This is a genomic window from Streptomyces sp. NPDC051963 (genome assembly GCF_044593495.1).
Lineage (GTDB): Bacteria > Actinomycetota > Actinomycetes > Streptomycetales > Streptomycetaceae > Streptomyces.
In genome coordinates this window covers 725,867-743,915 of the sequence record NZ_JBIUCC010000005.1, presented here as the reverse complement: position 1 = coordinate 743,915, position 18,049 = coordinate 725,867, and the positions used below count along the sequence as shown (strand labels likewise).

At 70.4% G+C, this 18,049-nt stretch carries 17 protein-coding genes; 9 read left to right on the top strand and 8 right to left on the bottom strand.

The genetic code is table 11. From position 1 onward, the window contains the following. Positions 1–15 precede the first annotated feature (15 nt). Together ACIHFB_RS24180 and ACIHFB_RS24175 are read left to right on the top strand one after the other, a co-directional pair. Complete coding sequence (locus ACIHFB_RS24180; protein ID WP_365273224.1) at positions 16–519, top strand: PH domain-containing protein; 504 nt, start codon at positions 16–18, stop codon at positions 517–519. Beyond that, positions 516–1,850, top strand: a complete 1,335-nt coding sequence (locus tag ACIHFB_RS24175) for a PH domain-containing protein (protein ID WP_400127857.1) — start codon at positions 516–518, stop codon at positions 1,848–1,850. Before ACIHFB_RS24180 ends, ACIHFB_RS24175 begins: the two co-directional genes overlap by 4 nt. Position 1,851: 1 nt before the next feature. Here ACIHFB_RS24175 and ACIHFB_RS24170 read toward each other — a convergent pair whose 3' ends face one another. Both ACIHFB_RS24170 and ACIHFB_RS24165 read right to left on the bottom strand, forming a co-directional pair. Beyond that, positions 1,852–3,186, bottom strand: a complete 1,335-nt coding sequence (locus tag ACIHFB_RS24170; protein WP_365273218.1) for a hypothetical protein — start codon at positions 3,184–3,186, stop codon at positions 1,852–1,854. A 98-nt stretch (positions 3,187–3,284) separates the two neighbouring features. Next, on the bottom strand, positions 3,285–4,409 hold the full coding sequence (locus tag ACIHFB_RS24165; RefSeq protein WP_365273215.1) for an alpha/beta hydrolase-fold protein: 1,125 nt from the start codon (positions 4,407–4,409) through the stop codon (positions 3,285–3,287). Between the two features lie 224 nt (positions 4,410–4,633). Here ACIHFB_RS24165 and ACIHFB_RS24160 point away from each other — a divergent pair, with 224 nt between their 5' ends. The 6 genes from ACIHFB_RS24160 to ACIHFB_RS24135 all read left to right on the top strand — a co-directional run bounded on the left by ACIHFB_RS24160 (position 4,634) and on the right by ACIHFB_RS24135 (position 9,812). Beyond that, on the top strand, positions 4,634–6,445 hold the full coding sequence (locus ACIHFB_RS24160; protein WP_365273447.1) for a phosphatidylglycerol lysyltransferase domain-containing protein: 1,812 nt from the start codon (positions 4,634–4,636) through the stop codon (positions 6,443–6,445). Positions 6,446–6,606: 161 nt separating this feature from the next. After that, positions 6,607–7,509, top strand: a complete 903-nt coding sequence (gene folP / locus ACIHFB_RS24155) for a dihydropteroate synthase (RefSeq protein ID WP_365273212.1) — start codon at positions 6,607–6,609, stop codon at positions 7,507–7,509. Beyond that, on the top strand, positions 7,506–8,009 hold the full coding sequence (locus ACIHFB_RS24150; RefSeq protein WP_365273209.1) for a nuclear transport factor 2 family protein: 504 nt from the start codon (positions 7,506–7,508) through the stop codon (positions 8,007–8,009). Before folP ends, ACIHFB_RS24150 begins: the two co-directional genes overlap by 4 nt. Before the next feature lie 258 nt (positions 8,010–8,267). Beyond that, entirely contained in the window at positions 8,268–8,627 is a 360-nt protein-coding gene (gene folB / locus ACIHFB_RS24145; RefSeq protein ID WP_365273206.1) for a dihydroneopterin aldolase, read from the top strand. Further along, entirely contained in the window at positions 8,624–9,235 is a 612-nt protein-coding gene (gene folK / locus ACIHFB_RS24140) for a 2-amino-4-hydroxy-6-hydroxymethyldihydropteridine diphosphokinase (protein ID WP_365273203.1), read from the top strand. Before folB ends, folK begins: the two co-directional genes overlap by 4 nt. An 88-nt stretch (positions 9,236–9,323) precedes the next feature. Next, on the top strand, positions 9,324–9,812 hold the full coding sequence (locus tag ACIHFB_RS24135; RefSeq protein ID WP_400127856.1) for a DUF3180 domain-containing protein: 489 nt from the start codon (positions 9,324–9,326) through the stop codon (positions 9,810–9,812). A 12-nt stretch (positions 9,813–9,824) separates the two neighbouring features. On the opposite strand, the gene folE is transcribed toward ACIHFB_RS24135, so the two are convergent. From folE to dacB, 6 genes are all read right to left on the bottom strand, one after another. Continuing rightward, entirely contained in the window at positions 9,825–10,430 is a 606-nt protein-coding gene (folE, locus tag ACIHFB_RS24130) for a GTP cyclohydrolase I FolE (RefSeq protein WP_365273197.1), read from the bottom strand. A 120-nt stretch (positions 10,431–10,550) separates the two neighbouring features. Next, on the bottom strand, positions 10,551–12,584 hold the full coding sequence (ftsH, locus tag ACIHFB_RS24125; RefSeq protein WP_365273194.1) for an ATP-dependent zinc metalloprotease FtsH: 2,034 nt from the start codon (positions 12,582–12,584) through the stop codon (positions 10,551–10,553). Positions 12,585–12,768: 184 nt separating this feature from the next. Then, a complete protein-coding gene (gene hpt / locus ACIHFB_RS24120) occupies positions 12,769–13,329 on the bottom strand; it encodes a hypoxanthine phosphoribosyltransferase (protein WP_365273444.1) in 561 nt (186 codons plus the stop codon). Between the two features lie 51 nt (positions 13,330–13,380). Then, on the bottom strand, positions 13,381–14,406 hold the full coding sequence (gene tilS, locus ACIHFB_RS24115) for a tRNA lysidine(34) synthetase TilS (RefSeq protein WP_365273191.1): 1,026 nt from the start codon (positions 14,404–14,406) through the stop codon (positions 13,381–13,383). Between the two features lie 212 nt (positions 14,407–14,618). Continuing rightward, positions 14,619–15,743 (bottom strand): zinc-dependent metalloprotease, encoded by a 1,125-nt coding sequence (locus ACIHFB_RS24110; protein WP_365273188.1) that lies wholly within the window; start codon positions 15,741–15,743, stop codon positions 14,619–14,621. Between the two features lie 89 nt (positions 15,744–15,832). Next, the gene (gene dacB, locus ACIHFB_RS24105) at positions 15,833–17,452 is read right to left on the bottom strand and encodes a D-alanyl-D-alanine carboxypeptidase/D-alanyl-D-alanine-endopeptidase (RefSeq protein ID WP_400127855.1); all 1,620 of its coding nucleotides are present in this window, start codon (positions 17,450–17,452) and stop codon (positions 15,833–15,835) included. Positions 17,453–17,531: 79 nt separating this feature from the next. Here dacB and ACIHFB_RS24100 point away from each other — a divergent pair, with 79 nt between their 5' ends. Next, positions 17,532–18,023 carry an inorganic diphosphatase gene (locus tag ACIHFB_RS24100; RefSeq protein WP_210593324.1) on the top strand — a complete coding sequence of 164 codons (492 nt, stop codon included), beginning with the start codon at positions 17,532–17,534 and terminating at the stop codon, positions 18,021–18,023. Positions 18,024–18,049 lie beyond the last annotated feature (26 nt).

The window sequence follows — 18,049 nt, the reverse complement described above, 5'->3', positions numbered from 1 at the left end:
ACGTACGCTTGCCGTATGGAGACGGGGAGCCGGGACGACCCGGAGGCGGCGGGGGTCGAGCAGGCGTGGATCGGGCTGCCGCCCGGGCTGCTGCGGATGCGTCGGTTGTTGCTGGTGGTGTGGCTGGGGCTGCTGACGCTGGGCACGGGTCTGCTGCTCGGACTGCTGGCCGGTCCCGTGTGGGCCGCGTTCGCACTGCTGCCACTGGCCCTGCTGATATGGGGCTGGACGATGATCGAGCGCAACTGGCGCTCCTGGCGGTACGCCGAGCGCGCCGACGACCTGCTGATCAGCAGGGGCGTGCTGTGGCGCGAGCTGACCGTCGTCCCGTACGGGCGGATGCAGCTGGTCGAGGTCACCTCCGGGCCCGTCGAGCGGCATTTCGGGCTGGCCAGCGTGCAGCTGCACACCGCGGCCGCCGCGACCGACGCGACGATTCCCGGACTCGATCCGGTCGAGGCGGAACGCCTGCGCGACCGGCTCACCGAGCTGGGCGAGGCCCGATCGGCGGGGCTGTGACGGCGCAGGGCGTCGACGACGCCGTACGCGAGAAGGAACCCGTGACCGAGCGGCGGCTGCACCCCGTGACACCGCTCAGGCGGGCGTGGGCGCCGGTCGCCGTGCTCATCGGGTGGGCGGTGCACGACCCCGACCAGGCGCAGCGCCAGCTGACCCGGCTGACGACGACCACACTGCTGATCGCGCTCGCCGTGCTCGTCCCGGCCGCCGCTCTGTACGGCTTCCTGACGTGGTGGTTCACGCACTTCGCGGTGACCGACACCGAACTGCGTATACGTACCGGCCTGTTGTTCCGGCGCGCCGCGCACATCCGGCTCGAACGCATCCAGGCCGTCGACGTCACCCAGCCGCTGCTCGCGCGGGTCGCGGGCGTCGCCAAGCTCAAGCTCGACGTGATCGGCACGGACAAGAAGGACGAGCTGGCCTTCCTGGACGCGGACGAGGCGCGTTCGCTGCGCGCCGAACTGCTCGCGCGCGCGGCGGGTTTCGCACCCGAGACGGCGCACGAGGTCGGGGAGGCACCGGCGCAGGAGCTGCTGCGCACACCCCCCGGCGTACTCGCCCTGTCCCTCGTCCTGACCGGCGCGACCTGGGGCACGGTCGCCGCCGCGCTCGTCGTTCCGCCGCTGATCTGGCTCGCCACCCACAGCGTCTGGACGGTCCTCGCGGTCGGCCTGCCCCTCCTCGGCGCGGCGGGCGCGAGCAGTGTGGGGCGGTTCGTCGCGGAGTACGACTGGACGGTCGCCGAGTCCCCGGACGGGCTGCGCATCGACCGCGGGCTCCTGGACCGCGTCCACGAGACGGTGCCGCCGGGGCGGGTGCAGACCGTACGGATCGTGGAGCCGTTGCTGTGGCGGCGCCGGGGCTGGGTGCGCGTCGAGCTGGACGTCGCCGGTTCCTCGAACTCCCTGCTGTTGCCGGTCGCCCCGCGCGAGATCGCCGAGTCCGTCATCGCGCGCGTGCTGCCCGGTGCGACGGTGCCGCCGTCCCTCTCCCGGCCGCCGCGCCGTGCCGGCCGGTGCCTGCCCCTGTGGTGGCGCGGCTACGGCCTCGCGGTCACCGACACCGTGTTCGCCTCCCGGCACGGGCTCCTGCGCCGACGGCTTGCTCTGGTGCCGCACGCGAAGGTCCAGAGCGTACGGCTGGCTCAGGGGCCCTGGAAGCGCCTCTGGCGGCTTGCGGACGTCCACCTGGACACGGGGGCCAACAAGACCGTCACAGCGCGGCTACGGGACGCGGACGAGGCGGCCGAGCTGCTGCGGGGGCAGGCCGACCGGTCGCGAACGGGGCGCAGGGACGCGCTGCCCGACCGGTGGATGGCACAGCCGTAGGTCAGGAAACCGCGCTCCGCAGCCCCTGCACATCGATCTGCTCCGTCTCGTCGTGAGCCGTCAGATCGATGACCTGCCCGATCCCGCGCGACTCCGCGTCCGCCGGCTTGAACTCCGCCTCGGCCTCCGCCTTGTGGAGGGCGAGGGCCTCCTGACCGACGACGTCGGCGAGATCCTCGTTCTGTACGGCTTCCAGGGCGGCGGACTCCGCCTCCGCCTTCGTACCGAAGAAGTCGAAGCCGCCCTCGACCGACGGACGCCGCACCGGCGAGGCGGGGACGACGGCCACCGCGGTCGGGACCGCGAAGTGCCCGGTGTGGTGCTGCACGGGCTGGGCCGGCTTGGCAGTGGAGGTGGCGGTCGCGCGCTCATGCCCGTCGACCGCCTCGGGCTTCCCCTGTGCTTCGTCCTCCTGTACGGCCTCCCCGGCGCCGGCCTTCACCGGCTGCTCCTTGGCGGACGTGCCGCCCTTCGGGGAACTGTCGTCATCGGGGGAACCCTTGGGACCGCCCTCGTCCTCCGTGAAGTCCTTGGAGGCGCTGGAGGCACTGTCGACGCCCTTGGCAGCACCGTCGGCCCCGTTGACAGCGCTGTCCGCGTCGAACTTCGCCAGTGCCACCTTGGCGCGCAGGAACAGCTTGGACCCCTCCGGGGAGAAGACCGCGGGAGCCACCGGCTCGACCTGTCCGGTCTCGGCCGCGTCTGCGGCTTCGGTTGCCTCTGCTGCCCCGGCTGCCTCTTCGGGCTCGCCCTGTTCGGCGTCGACGGCTTCCGGCGACTCGATGTCGGCCGAGGCCGAGGCCGAGACGGCCACCGCATCGGTCTCCTCAGCGGGAGCGGTCGCCTGGGTCGGCACGGGCGGCAGTGCGCGGGCCGGCGTGGTGGCCTCTATCTCGAGCAGGCGGCGACCCTCCAGGGCGCTCGCGCGCTCGGTCTCCGCGGTGGCGTACCGGCGCAGCAGCGCCGCGTGCTCGTTGCGCAGCCCGGCCAGCTCCGCACGCTTCGCGCGCAGCCGCTGCTCCAGCTTGCCGCGCAGCTCGCGCGACTCCTCGAGATCCGTCTCCAGTTCGGCCGCGCGCTCCTCGTGCCGCCACTCGTCGCTGGCACGCGCGCGCGTGAGGTCGGCGACCTGCTTGCCGGCCTGCATGTCCCAACGACGGAGCACGACCGCGCCGACGACCGTCGTCGCGGCGGCGGCCGCGGCCAGACCGCGGAGCACCGTCTGTTCCGAGAACACCCAGGGGCCGAGCGCACAGACGAGCGAGACGCCAGCGATCGCCGACGGGGGCAGCAGCCTGTGCAAGGGCGGGGAATGGCGGTGACGTCCACGTGGCATGGCCAGAAACTTACCGCGCGTAGGCGAATCTTGGTGGCCCGCCCCGTAAAAACACAGCCATCCCGCTGCATTCACCCGGCCCAAGGGGGTTCAGCGGTTCACCGATGGCTCAATCGCCCACTGATCCACTCCAACGTCGCCGGAATCTCCCGCCGCCAGGTGTTGAAGTTGTGCCCGCCGCTTTCGAGGATGATCGACGAGATCCGGGTCCGGTCCGTCGCCTTCACCTGCTCTATGAACTTCAACGTGTCCTTGTAGTTGGATTCCCCGATCTTGCTGCTGCTGACGAGCAGTGAAGTGTCGGGCGCGGGCATGTGCTTGAGGTACCACCGCAGGTCGGCGCGGTTCTGGAGCGCCTTGTCCCCTTGGAAGAGGTCGCCCGTGGTGGGGTCGATCGGTGCCTTGTAGTACGCGGACAGGCCTGCACCGGCCGCGTACGTCCCGGGGTGGTGCAGAGCGAGCTTCAGTGCGCAATAGCCGCCGGTCGAGTCGCCGATGATGCCCCAACTCCCCGGTTTTCCGCCCGCCCTGTAGTGCGCGCGTACGGCGTCCGGCAGATCTTTGGCGAAAAACGACTCCGTCTGCGGCCCGCCCGGGATGTCGACGCACTCGGTGTCCCGCGGCGGCGCGACGGTCGGCCGCAGCATCACCAGGATCATCGGCTCCATACGGCCTTCCTTGGCGAGCCGCCGTGCGGTGTGCGGATAGTCGAGCTTGTCCACGAGCGCCTTCGCGGTGCCCGGATAACCGGTGAGGACGACGGCCGCGGGGAATGTGCGCGTGCGGTACCGCGGCTGGAAGTACTCCGGCGGCAAGTACACGTACGCGCGCGTGGCGATGTGGGTCGTGCGGCCGACGAGGTCGACCTCGTGGATCCGGCCGCCGGCGCGCGCGCCGGAGCCGCCCGCCCCCGGAACGTGCCCGGTGTCGACGACCCGGAGCGGGCGTGCGGAGGCGCCGGGTGTGTGGTCGACGACCACTCCCTCGTCGGTCTCCTGCCCCAGCAGGTCCGCCCAACTGGCGTAGAACCCGAAGGCCTGGTTGGCGGCGAGACCGGCCGAGGCGAAGAGCGTCAACTGGGTGGCGAGGAGCAGGGCGACACGGCCGCTGACGGCCCGCCAGGTCCGCCGGGCCAGCCGTGGCCACAGCCACACCGTGCCGGCGAACAGCAGCACGGCGGAGAGGACCGCCAGCACCAGCACCTCGTTGCTCGTGAGACCCATGAACCGTTTCCCGCCTGCGCTTTCCGTCTCGCCCCCTACGTCTTCGCAAGGGCTTGTCCAGGGCTTTCCCCGGCCTTTTCACCAGCTTTGAGGAGAGGAGTGAACCTCTGCCTCCGAGACACCGTCCTAGAGGGCGCAATGTCGCCGGATGCCCCGATCGGCACCGGATCCAAGCTCTCTCGCGTAACCAATGGGATGCGATGTCTGTCAGGACAGATGTGGAAATGTCGGGCGGGGTTCCGCAGCGATCTTACCGAGTACGGCACCTGCTGCGCGGTCCACGCCCCGAAGCCGTTCCCGTCGTCGTCGCCCGAGCCTGTGCCCTCGTGGGCCTGCTGGACATCGCCGCGGGCGTCTTCCCACGGTTCCGGCACAGCCGTATGCACGCACTCGCCGAAGTGCTGCCCGGCTCGTTCGGACCGTTCGCGGCCGCGCTCTCGCTGAGCGCCGGTGTGCTGTTGCTGCTGCTCGCCCACGGCCTCAGGCGTTGCAAGCGCCGGGCCTGGCGCGCCGCCGTCGCCCTGCTGCCGCTCGGCGCGCTGGCACAGTTCACCTACCGCCACTCCCTGATCGGGGTGGTCATCTCGCTGGCGCTGCTGGCTCCGCTGCTGCGCCACCGCGACCAGTTCAGGGCCCTGCCCGACCCGCGCAGCCGGTGGCGCGCGCTCGCCAACTTCGTCCTCATGGGCGCCGGTTCGCTCGCCCTCGGGCTGGTCATCGTCAGCGCCCACCCGAAGACCCTGGTCGGCGACCCGAGCCTGGCCGACCGCCTGGCGCACGTCCTCTACGGCCTGTTCGGCTTCGAAGGCCCGGTCGACTACCAGGGCACCACGTCGTGGACGGTCGCCATGTCCCTGGGCGCCCTCGGCCTGCTCACCGCCATCACCACCATCTACTTCGCCTTCCGCCCCGAACACCCGGCCGCACACCTCACCGAGGAGGACGAGACCCGGCTGCGCGCCCTGCTGGAGAAGCACGGCGGCCGCGACTCCCTCGGCCACTTCGCCCTGCGCCGCGACAAGGCGGTGGTGTTCTCCCCGAGCGGCAAGGCGGCGGTGACGTACCGCGTCGTGTCCGGCGTGATGCTGGCCAGCGGTGACCCGATCGGCGACGTGGAGGCCTGGCCGGGCGCCATCGAGCGCTTCATGGACGAGGCCAAGGCGCACTCCTGGACGCCCGCCGTCATGGGCTGCTCCGAGACCGGCGGCGAAGTGTGGACCCGCGAGACCGGGCTCGACGCCCTCGAACTGGGCGACGAGGCGGTGGTGGACGTCGCGGATTTCTCGCTCGCCGGGCGCGCGATGCGCAACGTGCGCCAGATGGTGAAGCGCATCGAGCGCGCCGGCTACGAGACCCGGGTACGACGAGTCCGTGACCTCGGCGATGCCGAACTCGAGCGGATCCGCCGCGCCGCCGACGACTGGCGCGGCACCGACACCGAACGCGGCTTCTCCATGGCGCTCGGCCGCATCGGCGACCCGACGGACGGCGACTGCCTCATCGCCACCGCGCACAAGGCCGACGCCGAGCCGGGTCCGTACGGCGATCTCAAGGCGATCCTGCACTTCGTGCCCTGGGGCACGGACGGGGCGTCCCTGGACCTCATGCGCCGTGACCGCTCGGCCGACCCCGGCATGAACGAACTGCTGATCGTGGCGGCCCTCCAGGCGGCCCCGAAGTTCGACATCGCGCGCGTGTCGCTCAACTTCGCCATGTTCCGCTCGGCGCTGGCGCGCGGCGAGAAGATCGGCGCGGGACCGGTACTGCGCGCCTGGCGCGGCCTGTTGGTCTTCCTCTCCCGCTGGTTCCAGATCGAGTCCCTGTACAAGTTCAACGCGAAGTTCCGGCCCCGCTGGGAGCCCCGCTTCGTCGTGTACCGCGCCTCCGCCGACCTCCCGCGCATCGGCTTCGCCGCCATGCAGGCGGAGGGCTTCGTCAACCTCGCCCTGCCCCTGCCGCGCATCCTGCGCCGCCGCACGGCCATGCGGCGCCCGTGCGCACACGCGGTCGCGGAAAGGGACGTCCGCGCGGCGTAGGCACACGCGGAGAGGACGCCGCGGCAAACCGCGCACCTGAGGGCAGGCCCGAGCGGCCCTGCCGGGACAGCCCCCCGAGCGGAAGCCCCGCCCCCCACCTCGGGGGCTTTCGCTCGGGCCTCCGGCCTTTGGCGGCCCCGCCCTGGGCCTACGCTGAACATATGAGCAAGCAGAGCGGACGCGGGCGCGTCGCGGGCCTTCCTGAGTGGGACCGCTGCGCGGTCATGGGAGTCGTGAACGTCACCCCCGATTCCTTCTCCGACGGTGGCCGCTGGTTCGACACGACGGCCGCCGTCAAGCACGGCCTCGCCCTGGTCTCCGAGGGAGCCGACCTCATCGACGTCGGCGGCGAGTCCACCCGCCCCGGTGCCAGCCGGGTCGACGAGGCAGAGGAGCTCAGGCGCGTCATCCCCGTCGTGCGCGAGCTCGCCTCCGAGGGCGTCACGATCTCCGTCGACACCATGCGCGCCCGTGTCGCCCAGCAGTCCCTCACGGCCGGCGCCGCTCTCGTCAACGACGTCAGCGGCGGTCTCGCCGACCCCGCGATGGTCCCCGTCGTCGCGGAGGCGGGCGCCCCCTTCGTCGTCATGCACTGGCGCGGCTTCCTGGAGGGCGGCAACGCCAAGGGCGTCTACGCCGACGTCGTCACCGAAGTCCTCGACGAACTGCACGCGCGCGTGGACGCCGTCCTGGCGGGCGGCATCGCCCCCGACCGCATCGTCGTCGACCCCGGCCTCGGCTTCTCCAAGGAGGCCGAGCACGACCTCGTCCTGCTCGCGCACCTCGACCGCCTGCACTCCCTCGGCCATCCCCTGCTCGTCGCCGCCTCCCGCAAGCGCTTCCTCGGCCGCGTCCTGGCCGGACCGGAGGGCGCACCGCCGCCCGCACGCGAGCGCGACGCCGCAACGGCCGCCGTGTCCGCACTCGCGGCGCACGCCGGCGCATGGGCAGTGCGCGTGCACGAGGTGCACGCAACGGCGGACGCGGTACGCGTCGCACGCGCCGTGGAGGGAGCGCGCACCCCCGGCGCAGAAGGAGCACACGGCATCGAAGGAGCCCGGTGAGCGCCCCCCACACCGATGTCGAGCAGGTCGAACTCGCCAACACCACCTACTACGAAGCGATGGAACGCGGCGACTTCGAAGAGCTGACCTCGCTCTGGCTCACCCCCTCCGACCTGGGCGTCGACGAGGAGTACCACGACCCGGCGGACGCCGGCGCGATCTCCTGCGTGCACCCCGGCTGGCCCGTACTGACCGGCCGCGGCGAGGTCCTGCGGTCGTATGCGCTGATCATGGCGAACACCGACTACATCCAGTTCTTCCTCACCGATGTGCATGTCTCCGTCACCGGCGACACCGCCCTGGTGACCTGCACCGAGAACATCCTCAGCGGCGGCCCCGCCCCCGAAGGGAGCGAGGAACTCGGCCCGCTGGTCGGACAGCTCGTCGTCGCCACCAATGTGTTCCGGCGCACCCCCGGCGGCTGGCGGCTGTGGTCGCACCACGCCTCTCCGGTTCTGGCCGAAACCGACGAGGACGAAAGCGACGACACCCCCACCTGAGTGGGTAGGCGCCCCCTACGGGACCAAGGGATTCCAAGAAGTGGTTGGAATCACGAAGCCCCGGGTAGGGGCGGCTACCAACCCGTGAGCCGCCGGGTTCCCCCGGGGAAACACACGATGAAAGCTGCGAAGCCCGACCCGGGCCCCGGCCCAGTGGTCCGGCCCTGTCAGTGCCCGCAGGTAGATTCGTTTGAGGCCGGTGCGCCGCCCGCACCCGGTGCACCTCGGCCGTTACCGACGATTGCAGGAGTGATTCGCGTGGATCGTGTCGCGCTGCGCGGCCTCAAGGCCCGCGGGCACCACGGTGTGTTCCCCCGGGAGCGCGAAGAGGGCCAGACGTTCATCGTGGACCTCGTCCTGGGCCTGGACACCCGACCGGCCGCCGCCGACGACGACCTGGCGAAGACCGTGCACTACGGCATCGTGGCGGAGGAGGTCGTGGCCGTCGTCGAGGGCGAGCCCGTCAACCTCATCGAGACCCTCGCCGAGCGCATCGCCCAGGCCTGTCTGAAGCACGAAGGGGTCCAGGAGATCGAGGTCTGCGTCCACAAACCGGACGCACCGATCACGGTGCCCTTCGACGACGTGACCGTCACCATCACCCGGAGCCGAGTATGACCGCATCGTTCACCGAGGGTCAGAGCGACCCGACCGTACAGCCGGTGCCCGCCTCCGTCGTCGAGAAGGTCGACGCCGCCGACACCACCCTGCAGAATCCGAAACGCGCGGTGATCTCCCTCGGCGCCAACCTCGGCAACCGCCTGGAGACCCTCCAGGGAGCCATCGACGCCCTGGAGGACACCCCCGGTGTCCGCATCAAGGCGGTCTCGCCGGTGTACGAGACGGAGCCATGGGGTGTGGAGCCCGGCAGCCAGCCCTCGTACTTCAACGCGGTCGTGGTCCTGAAGACCACCCTCCCCCCGTCCTCCCTCCTGGAGCGGGCGCACGCGGTCGAGGAAGCCTTCCACCGCGTCCGGGACGAGCACTGGGGCGCACGCACCCTCGACGTCGACATCGTCGCGTACGCCGATGTCGTCTCCGACGACCCCACGCTCACCCTCCCCCACCCGCGCGCCCACGAACGCGCCTTCGTCCTGGCCCCCTGGCACGACCTGGAGCCGGGTGCCCGGCTCCCCGGCCGTGGCCCGGTGGCCGAGCTCCTCGGCATCGTCACCCGCGAGGGCGTCGCGGCCCGCAAGGACCTGGAACTCCGGCTGCCTGAATAGTCGTTAAGGTCGACACGACCACAGGACGGACCGGCAGGGTCACCACGACCGCAGGACAGGCACCGATCCGGGGAGCTGAAGGGACACCGTGAGAGAGCTGCGCATCAGGCTGCTGGCCGGCGTTTTCGTCGTCGCCGGAATCCTGTCCTGGGCGGGGGCCCGCCTCTGGAACTCGATCGGGACCCTCCCCAGCGTCCCGCTGGCCGCCCCCATCGTCCTGGCCGTCATCGCCGTGATCCTCCTCGCCACGGCGCTCTCGCTGCGCGCGCGTCTCAAGGCCCAGCGCGAGCGCCGCCCCGAGGCCAAGGGCGTCGACCCGCTCATGGCGGCCCGCGCGGTCGTCTTCGGCCAGGCCAGCGCCCTGGTGGCCGCCCTCGTCGCCGGGATGTACGGCGGCACGGGCGTCTTCCTGCTGGAGTCCCTCGACATCCCGGCCCGTCGCGACCAGGCCATCTATGCGGGCTTCTCCGTCGTGGCCGGCATCTCCGTCATAGCGGCGGCCATCTTCCTGGAGCGCGTCTGCAAGCTCCCGGAGGACGACGACGACCACAACACGGGAGCGGCGTCCGCCGCCTGATCGACCGCCGCGTCAGCGGGCCATGATGAGGCTCATGGCCTCGTTGCGCGTGGCCGCGTCCCGCAGCTGCCCGCGCACCGCCGACGTTATGGTCTTCGCCCCGGGCTTGCGGATGCCCCGCATCGACATGCACATGTGCTCGCACTCCACCACGACGATCACGCCACGCGGTTCCAGGATCTCCATCAGGGAGTCCGCGATCTGCGTGGTGAGTCGTTCCTGCACCTGCGGACGGCGGGCGTAGACATCCACGAGACGGGCCAGCTTCGACAGGCCGGTGATCTTGCCGCTGGTGGACGGGATGTATCCGACGTGCGCCACACCCCGGAACGGCACCAGGTGGTGCTCACAGGTCGAGTACACCTCGATGTCCTTGACGAGCACCATCTCGTCATGGCCGAGGTCGAACGTCGTCGTCAGCACATCCTCGGGCGACTGCCACAGCCCCGCGAAGATCTCCTTGTACGCCCGCGCCACCCGCGCAGGCGTCTCCCTCAGCCCCTCGCGGTCCGGGTCCTCGCCGACCGCGATCAGCAGTTCGCGCACGGCGTTCTCGGCACGCTTCTCGTCGAACTCGCCGATGGAGCCCTCGCCGTCCAGCATCACGGGGTCGATCATGTGGTGCCTCGTTCCTAGGGTCACTTGCACAGGCATACGAAGATGCCGCGCCCCCCAGGTTAAAACCAGGGGGGCGCGGCAATCATTCCGGGCCTGGTGAGACCACCGGGACCGGGAGGGTCAGCTCTCGGGCCGCTCCTCGGGAACCGGCTCCGCGGCGGGTTCCGCCGCGGTGGCCTTGGCGGTGGTGATCGCCGGGGTCGCGCCGTTGGCGCCGTTCGTCAGTGCGAGCTCCTTGGGGGAGAGCACCGGCGGGCGGGTGGACGGCGTGCGCCGCGAGGAGCCGGTCCAGGCGGGCCGGGGCGGGCGCTTGACGATGGGAGCGAAGACCTCGGCGATCTGCTCCTTGCTCAGCGTCTCCTTCTCCAGCAGCTGGAGCACCAGCGCATCGAGGACGTCGCGGTTCTCGACCAGGATCTCCCAGGCCTCGTTGTGCGCGGTCTCGATGAGCTTCTTGACCTCTTCGTCGACCAGCGCGGCGACCTCTTCCGAGTAGTCGCGCTGGTGAGCCATCTCACGTCCGAGGAACGGCTCGGTGTTGTCGCCGCCGAACTTGATGGCGCCGAGGCGCTCGGTCATGCCGTACTGCGTGACCATCGCGCGGGCCGTTGCGGTGGCCTTCTCGATGTCGTTCGCAGCGCCCGTCGTCGGGTCGTGGAAGACCAGTTCCTCCGCCGCACGACCGCCCAGCATGTAGGCGAGCTGGTCCAGCATTTCGTTGCGGGTGGTGGAGTACTTGTCCTCGTCCGGCAGGACCATCGTGTAACCGAGGGCCCGTCCCCGGGACAGGATCGTGATCTTGTGGACCGGGTCGGAGTTCGGGGAGGCCGCCGCGACCAGGGCGTGACCGCCCTCGTGGTACGCGGTGATCTTCTTTTCCTTGTCCGACATGATCCGGGTCCGCTTCTGCGGGCCCGCCACGACACGGTCGATGGCCTCGTCGAGCATGTTGTTGTCGATCAGCTTCTGGTTGCTGCGCGCTGTGAGGAGCGCCGCTTCGTTCAGCACGTTCGACAGGTCCGCGCCCGTGAAGCCCGGCGTACGCCGGGCGACCGCCGAGAGGTCGACGTCCGGGGCGACCGGCTTGCCCTTCTGGTGAACCTTGAGGATCTCCAGGCGACCCTGCATGTCCGGGCGGTCGACCGCGATCTGACGGTCGAAACGGCCGGGGCGCAGCAGAGCCGGGTCGAGGATGTCGGGCCGGTTGGTGGCGGCGATCAGGATGACGCCGCCCTTCACGTCGAAGCCGTCCATCTCGACGAGCAGCTGGTTCAGCGTCTGCTCGCGCTCGTCGTGACCGCCTCCGAGGCCGGCGCCGCGGTGGCGGCCGACCGCGTCGATCTCGTCGACGAAGACGATCGCCGGGGCGTTCGCCTTGGCCTGCTCGAACAGGTCACGGACTCGGGAGGCACCGACACCGACGAACATCTCGACGAAGTCGGAACCGGAGATCGAGTAGAAGGGGACGCCCGCCTCGCCCGCGACAGCACGCGCGAGCAGGGTCTTGCCGGTGCCGGGAGGGCCGTACAGCAGGACGCCCTTGGGGATCTTCGCCCCGACGGCCTGGAACTTGGCCGGCTCCTGGAGGAACTCCTTGATCTCCTGGAGTTCCTCGACGGCCTCGTCCGAGCCGGCGACGTCCGAGAACGTCGTCTTCGGGGTGTCCTTGGTGATGAGCTTCGCCTTGGACTTCCCGAAGTTCATGACCCGGGAGCCGCCGCCCTGCATCTGATTCATCAGGAACAGGAAGACGACGACGATGAGGACGAAGGGGAGCAGGGAGAGCAGGATCCCGACGAACGGGTTCTGCTTGGACGGCGAGACTGTGTAGCCGTCCGGGATTTCCTTCGCCTGGAACTTGTTCTGCAGCGTGGTGGCGATGGCCACGCCCTGGTCGCCGATGTAGCTCGCCTGGATCTTCGAGCTGCCCTCGACCTTTTGGTCGTCCTTGAGCTGGACCTTGATGATCTGCTCGTCGCCTGTGGTCAGCTTGGCCGACTCGACCCTGTTGTCATTGATCGCCTGGACGACCTGGCCGGTGTCCACCGTCTTGTAGCCGCCGGACGAGCCGACGACCTGCATCAACACGACCACGGCAAGGACGGCCAGCACGATCCACATGACCGGCCCACGGAAGTATCGCTTCACGTCCATCCATACGGAGCGGTGTCGCCCCGTCCCTCCTGCCATAGTGAGTTTGATAAGACAGTTCTTCTGACGGTACCCCAGCTTTGTGGGCCGAAGCCGCACAGGGCCGCTGGCAACCCCGTCTGCATGCTCCAACGGCGCGAAACCCGCTGGGGTTCCCGATCGTCTTACAGGGCTTGGCCCGAGTGGCTCAGCCGCCGTACACGTGAGGCGCGAGCGTACCGACGAACGGGAGGTTGCGGTACTTCTCGGCGTAGTCGAGGCCGTAGCCCACGACGAATTCATTGGGGATGTCGAAGCCGACCCACTCGACGTCGATGGCGACCTTGGCGGCGTCGGGCTTGCGGAGCAGGGTGCAGATCTTCAACGAGTCGGGCTCGCGCGAGCCGAGGTTGGAGATCAGCCAGGACAGGGTCAGGCCCGAGTCGATGATGTCCTCGACGATGAGGACGTGCTTGCCCTTGATGTCGGTGTCGAGGTCCTTGAGGATCCGGACGACACCGGAGGACTGGGTGCCTGCGCCGTACGAGGACACGGCCATCCAGTCCATCGTGACGGGGGTGGACAGCGCACGCGCGAGGTCCGCCATGACCATCACCGCGCCCTTGAGGACACCGACGATCAACAGGTCCTTGCCCGCGTACTCCGCGTCGATCTTCGCGGCCAGCTCAACCAGCTTCGCGTCGATCTCTTCCTTGGTGATGAGTACCGACTTGAGGTCGGCACCCATGTCTTTCGCGTCCACCCGCATCACTTTCGGTCGTCCCACCGGCCGCCCACCCCCCGGAAGAGGGGCAAGGATTCAGCCTTGCCGAATCACCAGTCTGCCACCCTGCCGCTGGGCGACGACTTTGCCGGGGAGATTGATGGCGCCCTGGCCGCGCCAGCCGGTGATCAGCCGGTCGACTTCCTCGATGTGGCGGGCGAACAGCGAACCCGCGGGGGCGCCTGCGTCGATGGCGGCCCGGCGCAGGATCCGGCGGCGTACGGCGGGCGGCAGGGCGTAGAGCTTGGCGCACTCCAGGCGGCCCGCCGGGTCCCGGACGGCGGCCTCGGCCTGGCTGGCCCAGGAGTCGAGGGCGTCGGCATCGTCACGGGAGAGCTGGGCCGTACGGGCGAGGGCCTCCACGACGCCTTTGCCGAGCGCCTTCTCCAGGGCGGGCAGGCCCTCGTGGCGCAACCGGGAGCGGGTGTAGGCCGGGTCGGCGTTGTGGGGGTCGTCCCAGACGGGCAGGGACTGGACCATGCAGGCCTTGCGGGCGGTCTGCCGGTCGAGGTGGAGGAAGGGGCGCCGGTAACGGCCGTCGGCCCCCGAGACCGCAGCCATTCCGGACAGGGAGCGGATGCCCGAGCCGCGGGCGAGGCCGAGCAGGACGGTTTCGGCCTGGTCGTCCCGGGTGTGGCCGAGCAGGACGGTGCCGGCTCCATGGCGGGCGGCAACGGCGTCGAGGGCGGCGTACCGGGCGTCGCGGGCGGCGGCTTCGGGCCCACCGTCGCGGCCGACGTGCACGGCGACCGAGTCGACCGGGTCGAGGCCGAGTTCGTTCAGGCGCACGACGACTTCTGCGGCGCGCAGATCGGAGCCGGGCTGAAGGCCGTGGTCGACGGTGACGCCGCCGGCGCGGATGCCGAGCTTGGGGGCCTCGAAGGCAAGGGCGGAGGCGAGGGCCATGGAGTCGGCGCCGCCGGAGCACGCCACGAGCACGAGCGGCGAGGTCGGGCGCTCGTGCGCGGTCTCACTGGAGGGGTGGCTGTGTTCGTTCAGGATGTCGTGGAGGACGCGGCGAACCGCCAGGCGTATCGCCGCGACCGCAGGATGGGGACCCATGTCCGGTTCCCTTCATGAAGTTTTCGGGGGGTGAACCCGGGTTCAGTCACTCAGAGTGTGTAGATGGTGACAGAACCGGGCCGTTCCCCGAGCATTGCACGCCTACCCAGGGCTCACGGTCCCTCGGACGGGTGATTGAAGGGGCGTTCGTCCGTCGGCGGCCGGATTCCTTTCACCACGTCCGGCTTCCTTTCACCACCTGAGGCCGGGATTCACGACTCGGCCTTGCGGTGCACCCGCGCGATCCAGTCCGCCGGTTTGGCGATCTCCGCCTTGGTCGGCAGGGTGTTCGGGGAAGTCCATACGCGGTTGAAGCCGTCCATGCCGACCTCCTCGACGACCGCGCTCACGAAGCGTTCGCCGTCCCGGTACTGCCTGAGTTTGGCATCCAGACCCAGCAGCTTGCGCAGCGCCATGTCCAGTCGGGAGGCGCCCTTGGCGCGCCGCTGCTGGAACTTCTCGCGGATCTCCGCGACGGACGGGACGACGGCCGGACCGACGCCGTCCATCACGAAGTCGGCATGGCCCTCCAGCAGGGACATCACGGCGGTGAGGCGACCGAGGATCTCCCGCTGTCCCGGGGTCTGCACGATCTCCACGAGGGAACGGCCACCGTCGTCCTCCTCACCCTCGGGACGCCCGCCCGCGAGGGACTGCGCCGCCTCCCGGATGCGCTCCAGGACGGTCATGGGGTCGACGTCGGTCTCCCCCAAGAACGACTGGATTTCGCCCTCCAGGTGGTCACGCAGCCAGGGCACCGCCGTGAACTGCGTGCGGTGCGTCTCCTCGTGCAGGCACACCCAGAGCCGGAAGTCGTGCGGCTGTACGTCGAGTTCGCGCTCGACGTGCACGATGTTCGGCGCGACGAGCAGCAGCCTGCCGCCGCCGTTCGCGCCGGCGGGCAGTTCCCGGGTGTCCGGGGCGAAGGTCTCGTACTGGCCGAGGACGCGGGAGGCCAGGAAGGACAGCAGCATGCCCAGCTCGACGCCGGTGACCTTGCCGCCGACCGCACCGAGGACCGCGCCGCCGGGGGTACTGCTGCGCCGCTCCTGCATCTTGTCGAGCAGCGGTTTCAGGATCTCCCGGAACCCGGCGACGTTCGCCCGGACCCAGCCCGGGCGGTCGACGACGAGTACGGGGGTGTCGTGGGCAGCGTCCGTGCCCATACGGGTGAAGCCCCGGACGTGTTCCTCCGAGGACTTGGCATGCCGGCGCAGCTCCGTGACGACGGCCCTGGCCTCGTCGCGGCTCACCTCGGGGCCCGGCCGTACGAGCCGGGTCGCGGTCGCGACCGCGAGATTCCAGTCGACCATCTCAGCACCACCGATGCTCGTCATGCGTCAACGGTACGTGAGCGTTCCCACTTGGGGCAGGCCGCGCGGGTGGGCAGGGGTGGCGTCGGTGTGCCGGGGGCCCGGCACACCCGTCACCGACAGCCGCACGAAGCGAGCGCCGTGGCCGTCCTGTCCAGCGCCGCCTGTGCCGCCCCGGGATCCGTCGTGTCCGACGCCAGGAACGCGAACGCCAGCAGGTGTCCGTCCTGGTCCACCACCGTTCCCGCCAATGCGTTCACGCCGGTCAGAGTGCCTGTCTTCGCTCGTACGATGCCTGCCGCGCCGTCCGTGTAGCGGCTGGTCAGGGTGCCGGTGAAGCCTGCCACGGGGAGGCCGGTGAGGGCGGCGCGGAGTTCGGGGTGGGCGGGGTCGGAGGACTTCACCAGCAGGCCCGTGAGGAGGCCCGCCGTGAGGCGGTCGTCGCGGTTGAGGCCGCTGCCGTCCTTGAAGTCGGCGCCCGTGACGGGGAGTCCGAGCTTCGTCAGCCGGTCCTTGATCGCCTTGCCCGCGCCGTCGAAGCTCGCCTGTCCGCCCGTCGCGACGGCGGTCTGGCGGGCCAGGGCCTCGGCGATGTCGTTGTCGCTGTTGGTCAGCATCCGCTCGACCAGGGCGGACAGCGGGGGTGACTGCACCGTCGCCAGGGTGTCGGCTCGGCCCGTGGCCTTGGAGGGGCCGGGCGAGGTCGTCTTGATGCCGTGGTCCTTGAGGAACGCCGCGAACCTACGGGTCGCGTCCGCCGCCGGGTCCTTCACCCGCTCGACCTCGCCGCTCGTCGAGTCGTCGGTGCGGGCCTCGTCGGCCATCAGGGCGCTGACGGGGGCGAGGTTGGGATTGTCGCCGATGGGGTGAAGTTCGGGACCGGCGTACAGCGTGGTGTCGTACGAGAGCGTCACCTCGCCGATGTCCCGCTTCTTCAGGGCCGCGGCGGTCCTGTCGGCCAGGGTGCGCAGGCTCGCCCAGCCCTGGGCGTCCTCGCGGGCCGTGAGAGTGGGGTCGCCGCCGCCGACGAGGACGAGTTCCCTGGTGTCGGGTTCGAGGGCGGCGCGGGTGGTGAGGCGATGGTCGGCGCCCATCGCGGAGAGGGCGGCGACCGCGGTGGCGATCTTCGTGGTGGAGGCGGGGGTCAGCGCCGCGTCGACGCCGGAGCCGTAGAGCTGCTTGCCGGTGGCGACGTCCACGACCGACGCGGTGTGCCGGCGGCCGAGCGCAGGGTCCTTCAGAAGGGGGTCCAGGACGGCGGCGAGGGCTCTGCCGTTCGGCGCGGACTTCACCGTGTTGGCGGTACCGCCGAGGCCGGTCAGCACGGATGCGGCACTCGGGGCGGGCCGGGGTGCCCTGGCTGTCGTACCGGAACTACGACCGTGATCTGCGCCACCCGTGAGGTCCTGGGCGGCGGCCCGATCGCGCTCGGCCGTACGCTGACCGGAGGAGTCCCAGGGGCCGACCGCGGTCACCACGGACGCGGCCAGGGCCACTCCGGCGACGGCGGCGACGGCGGTGTACTGCCAGGTCTTCACCCCCGTACCCCGCGCGACCTGCGGTTTCGCGGCCCGTGCCAGCCGCGTGACCCGCGGCCGCACAGCTGCCGCGGCCCGTTCGACGCGCGGTCGTACGGCGTCCGCTGCTCGTGCGAGACGCGGTCGTACGGCGTTCGCGATCCGCACCACATGCGGTCTCGCGGCCCGCCACGGCCTCAGCTCTTGCACGACCACCAGCCCCTTTCGCGATCACACACCTGCGTGAGGGACACTTAACCACCAGAACTATGTGCTGATCATGGAGGAGCCACCGGTGGAGTTCGACGTCACGATCGAGATTCCGAAGGGTTCGCGGAACAAGTACGAGGTGGACCACGAGACCGGTCGGATCCGCCTGGACCGTCGACTCTTCACCTCGACCAGTTACCCGGCCGACTACGGCTTCGTCGAGAACACCCTCGGCGAGGACGGCGACCCGCTGGACGCGCTGGTCATCCTGGACGAGCCGACCTTCCCCGGCTGCCTCATCAAGTGCCGCGCGATCGGCATGTTCCGGATGACGGACGAGGCCGGCGGCGACGACAAGCTGCTGTGCGTCCCGGCGCACGACCCGCGGGTGGAGCACCTGCGCGACATCCACCACGTGTCGGAGTTCGACCGCCTGGAGATCCAGCACTTCTTCGAGGTCTACAAGGACCTGGAGCCCGGCAAGTCCGTCGAGGGCGCCAACTGGGTGGGACGCACGGACGCCGAGGCCGAGATCGAGCGGTCCTACAAGCGCGCCGAGGAGCAGGGCGGTCACTGATCCCTGCCACACGCGAGGGGGCCGCA

Coding starts and splice junctions, on each gene's coding strand:
- folE (WP_365273197.1), bottom strand. CDS start 10,430: ATGATCGACCCCGTGATGCTGGACGGCGAGGGCTCCATCGGCGAGTTC.
- ACIHFB_RS24165 (WP_365273215.1), bottom strand. CDS start 4,409: ATGGGTCTCACGAGCAACGAGGTGCTGGTGCTGGCGGTCCTCTCCGCC.
- ACIHFB_RS24170 (WP_365273218.1), bottom strand. CDS start 3,186: ATGCCACGTGGACGTCACCGCCATTCCCCGCCCTTGCACAGGCTGCTG.
- ACIHFB_RS24160 (WP_365273447.1), top strand. CDS start 4,634: ATGTCGGGCGGGGTTCCGCAGCGATCTTACCGAGTACGGCACCTGCTG.
- ACIHFB_RS24180 (WP_365273224.1), top strand. CDS start 16: ATGGAGACGGGGAGCCGGGACGACCCGGAGGCGGCGGGGGTCGAGCAG.
- ACIHFB_RS24110 (WP_365273188.1), bottom strand. CDS start 15,743: ATGACGAGCATCGGTGGTGCTGAGATGGTCGACTGGAATCTCGCGGTC.
- folK (WP_365273203.1), top strand. CDS start 8,624: ATGACCGCATCGTTCACCGAGGGTCAGAGCGACCCGACCGTACAGCCG.
- tilS (WP_365273191.1), bottom strand. CDS start 14,406: ATGGGTCCCCATCCTGCGGTCGCGGCGATACGCCTGGCGGTTCGCCGC.
- ftsH (WP_365273194.1), bottom strand. CDS start 12,584: ATGGACGTGAAGCGATACTTCCGTGGGCCGGTCATGTGGATCGTGCTG.
- folP (WP_365273212.1), top strand. CDS start 6,607: ATGAGCAAGCAGAGCGGACGCGGGCGCGTCGCGGGCCTTCCTGAGTGG.
- hpt (WP_365273444.1), bottom strand. CDS start 13,329: ATGCGGGTGGACGCGAAAGACATGGGTGCCGACCTCAAGTCGGTACTC.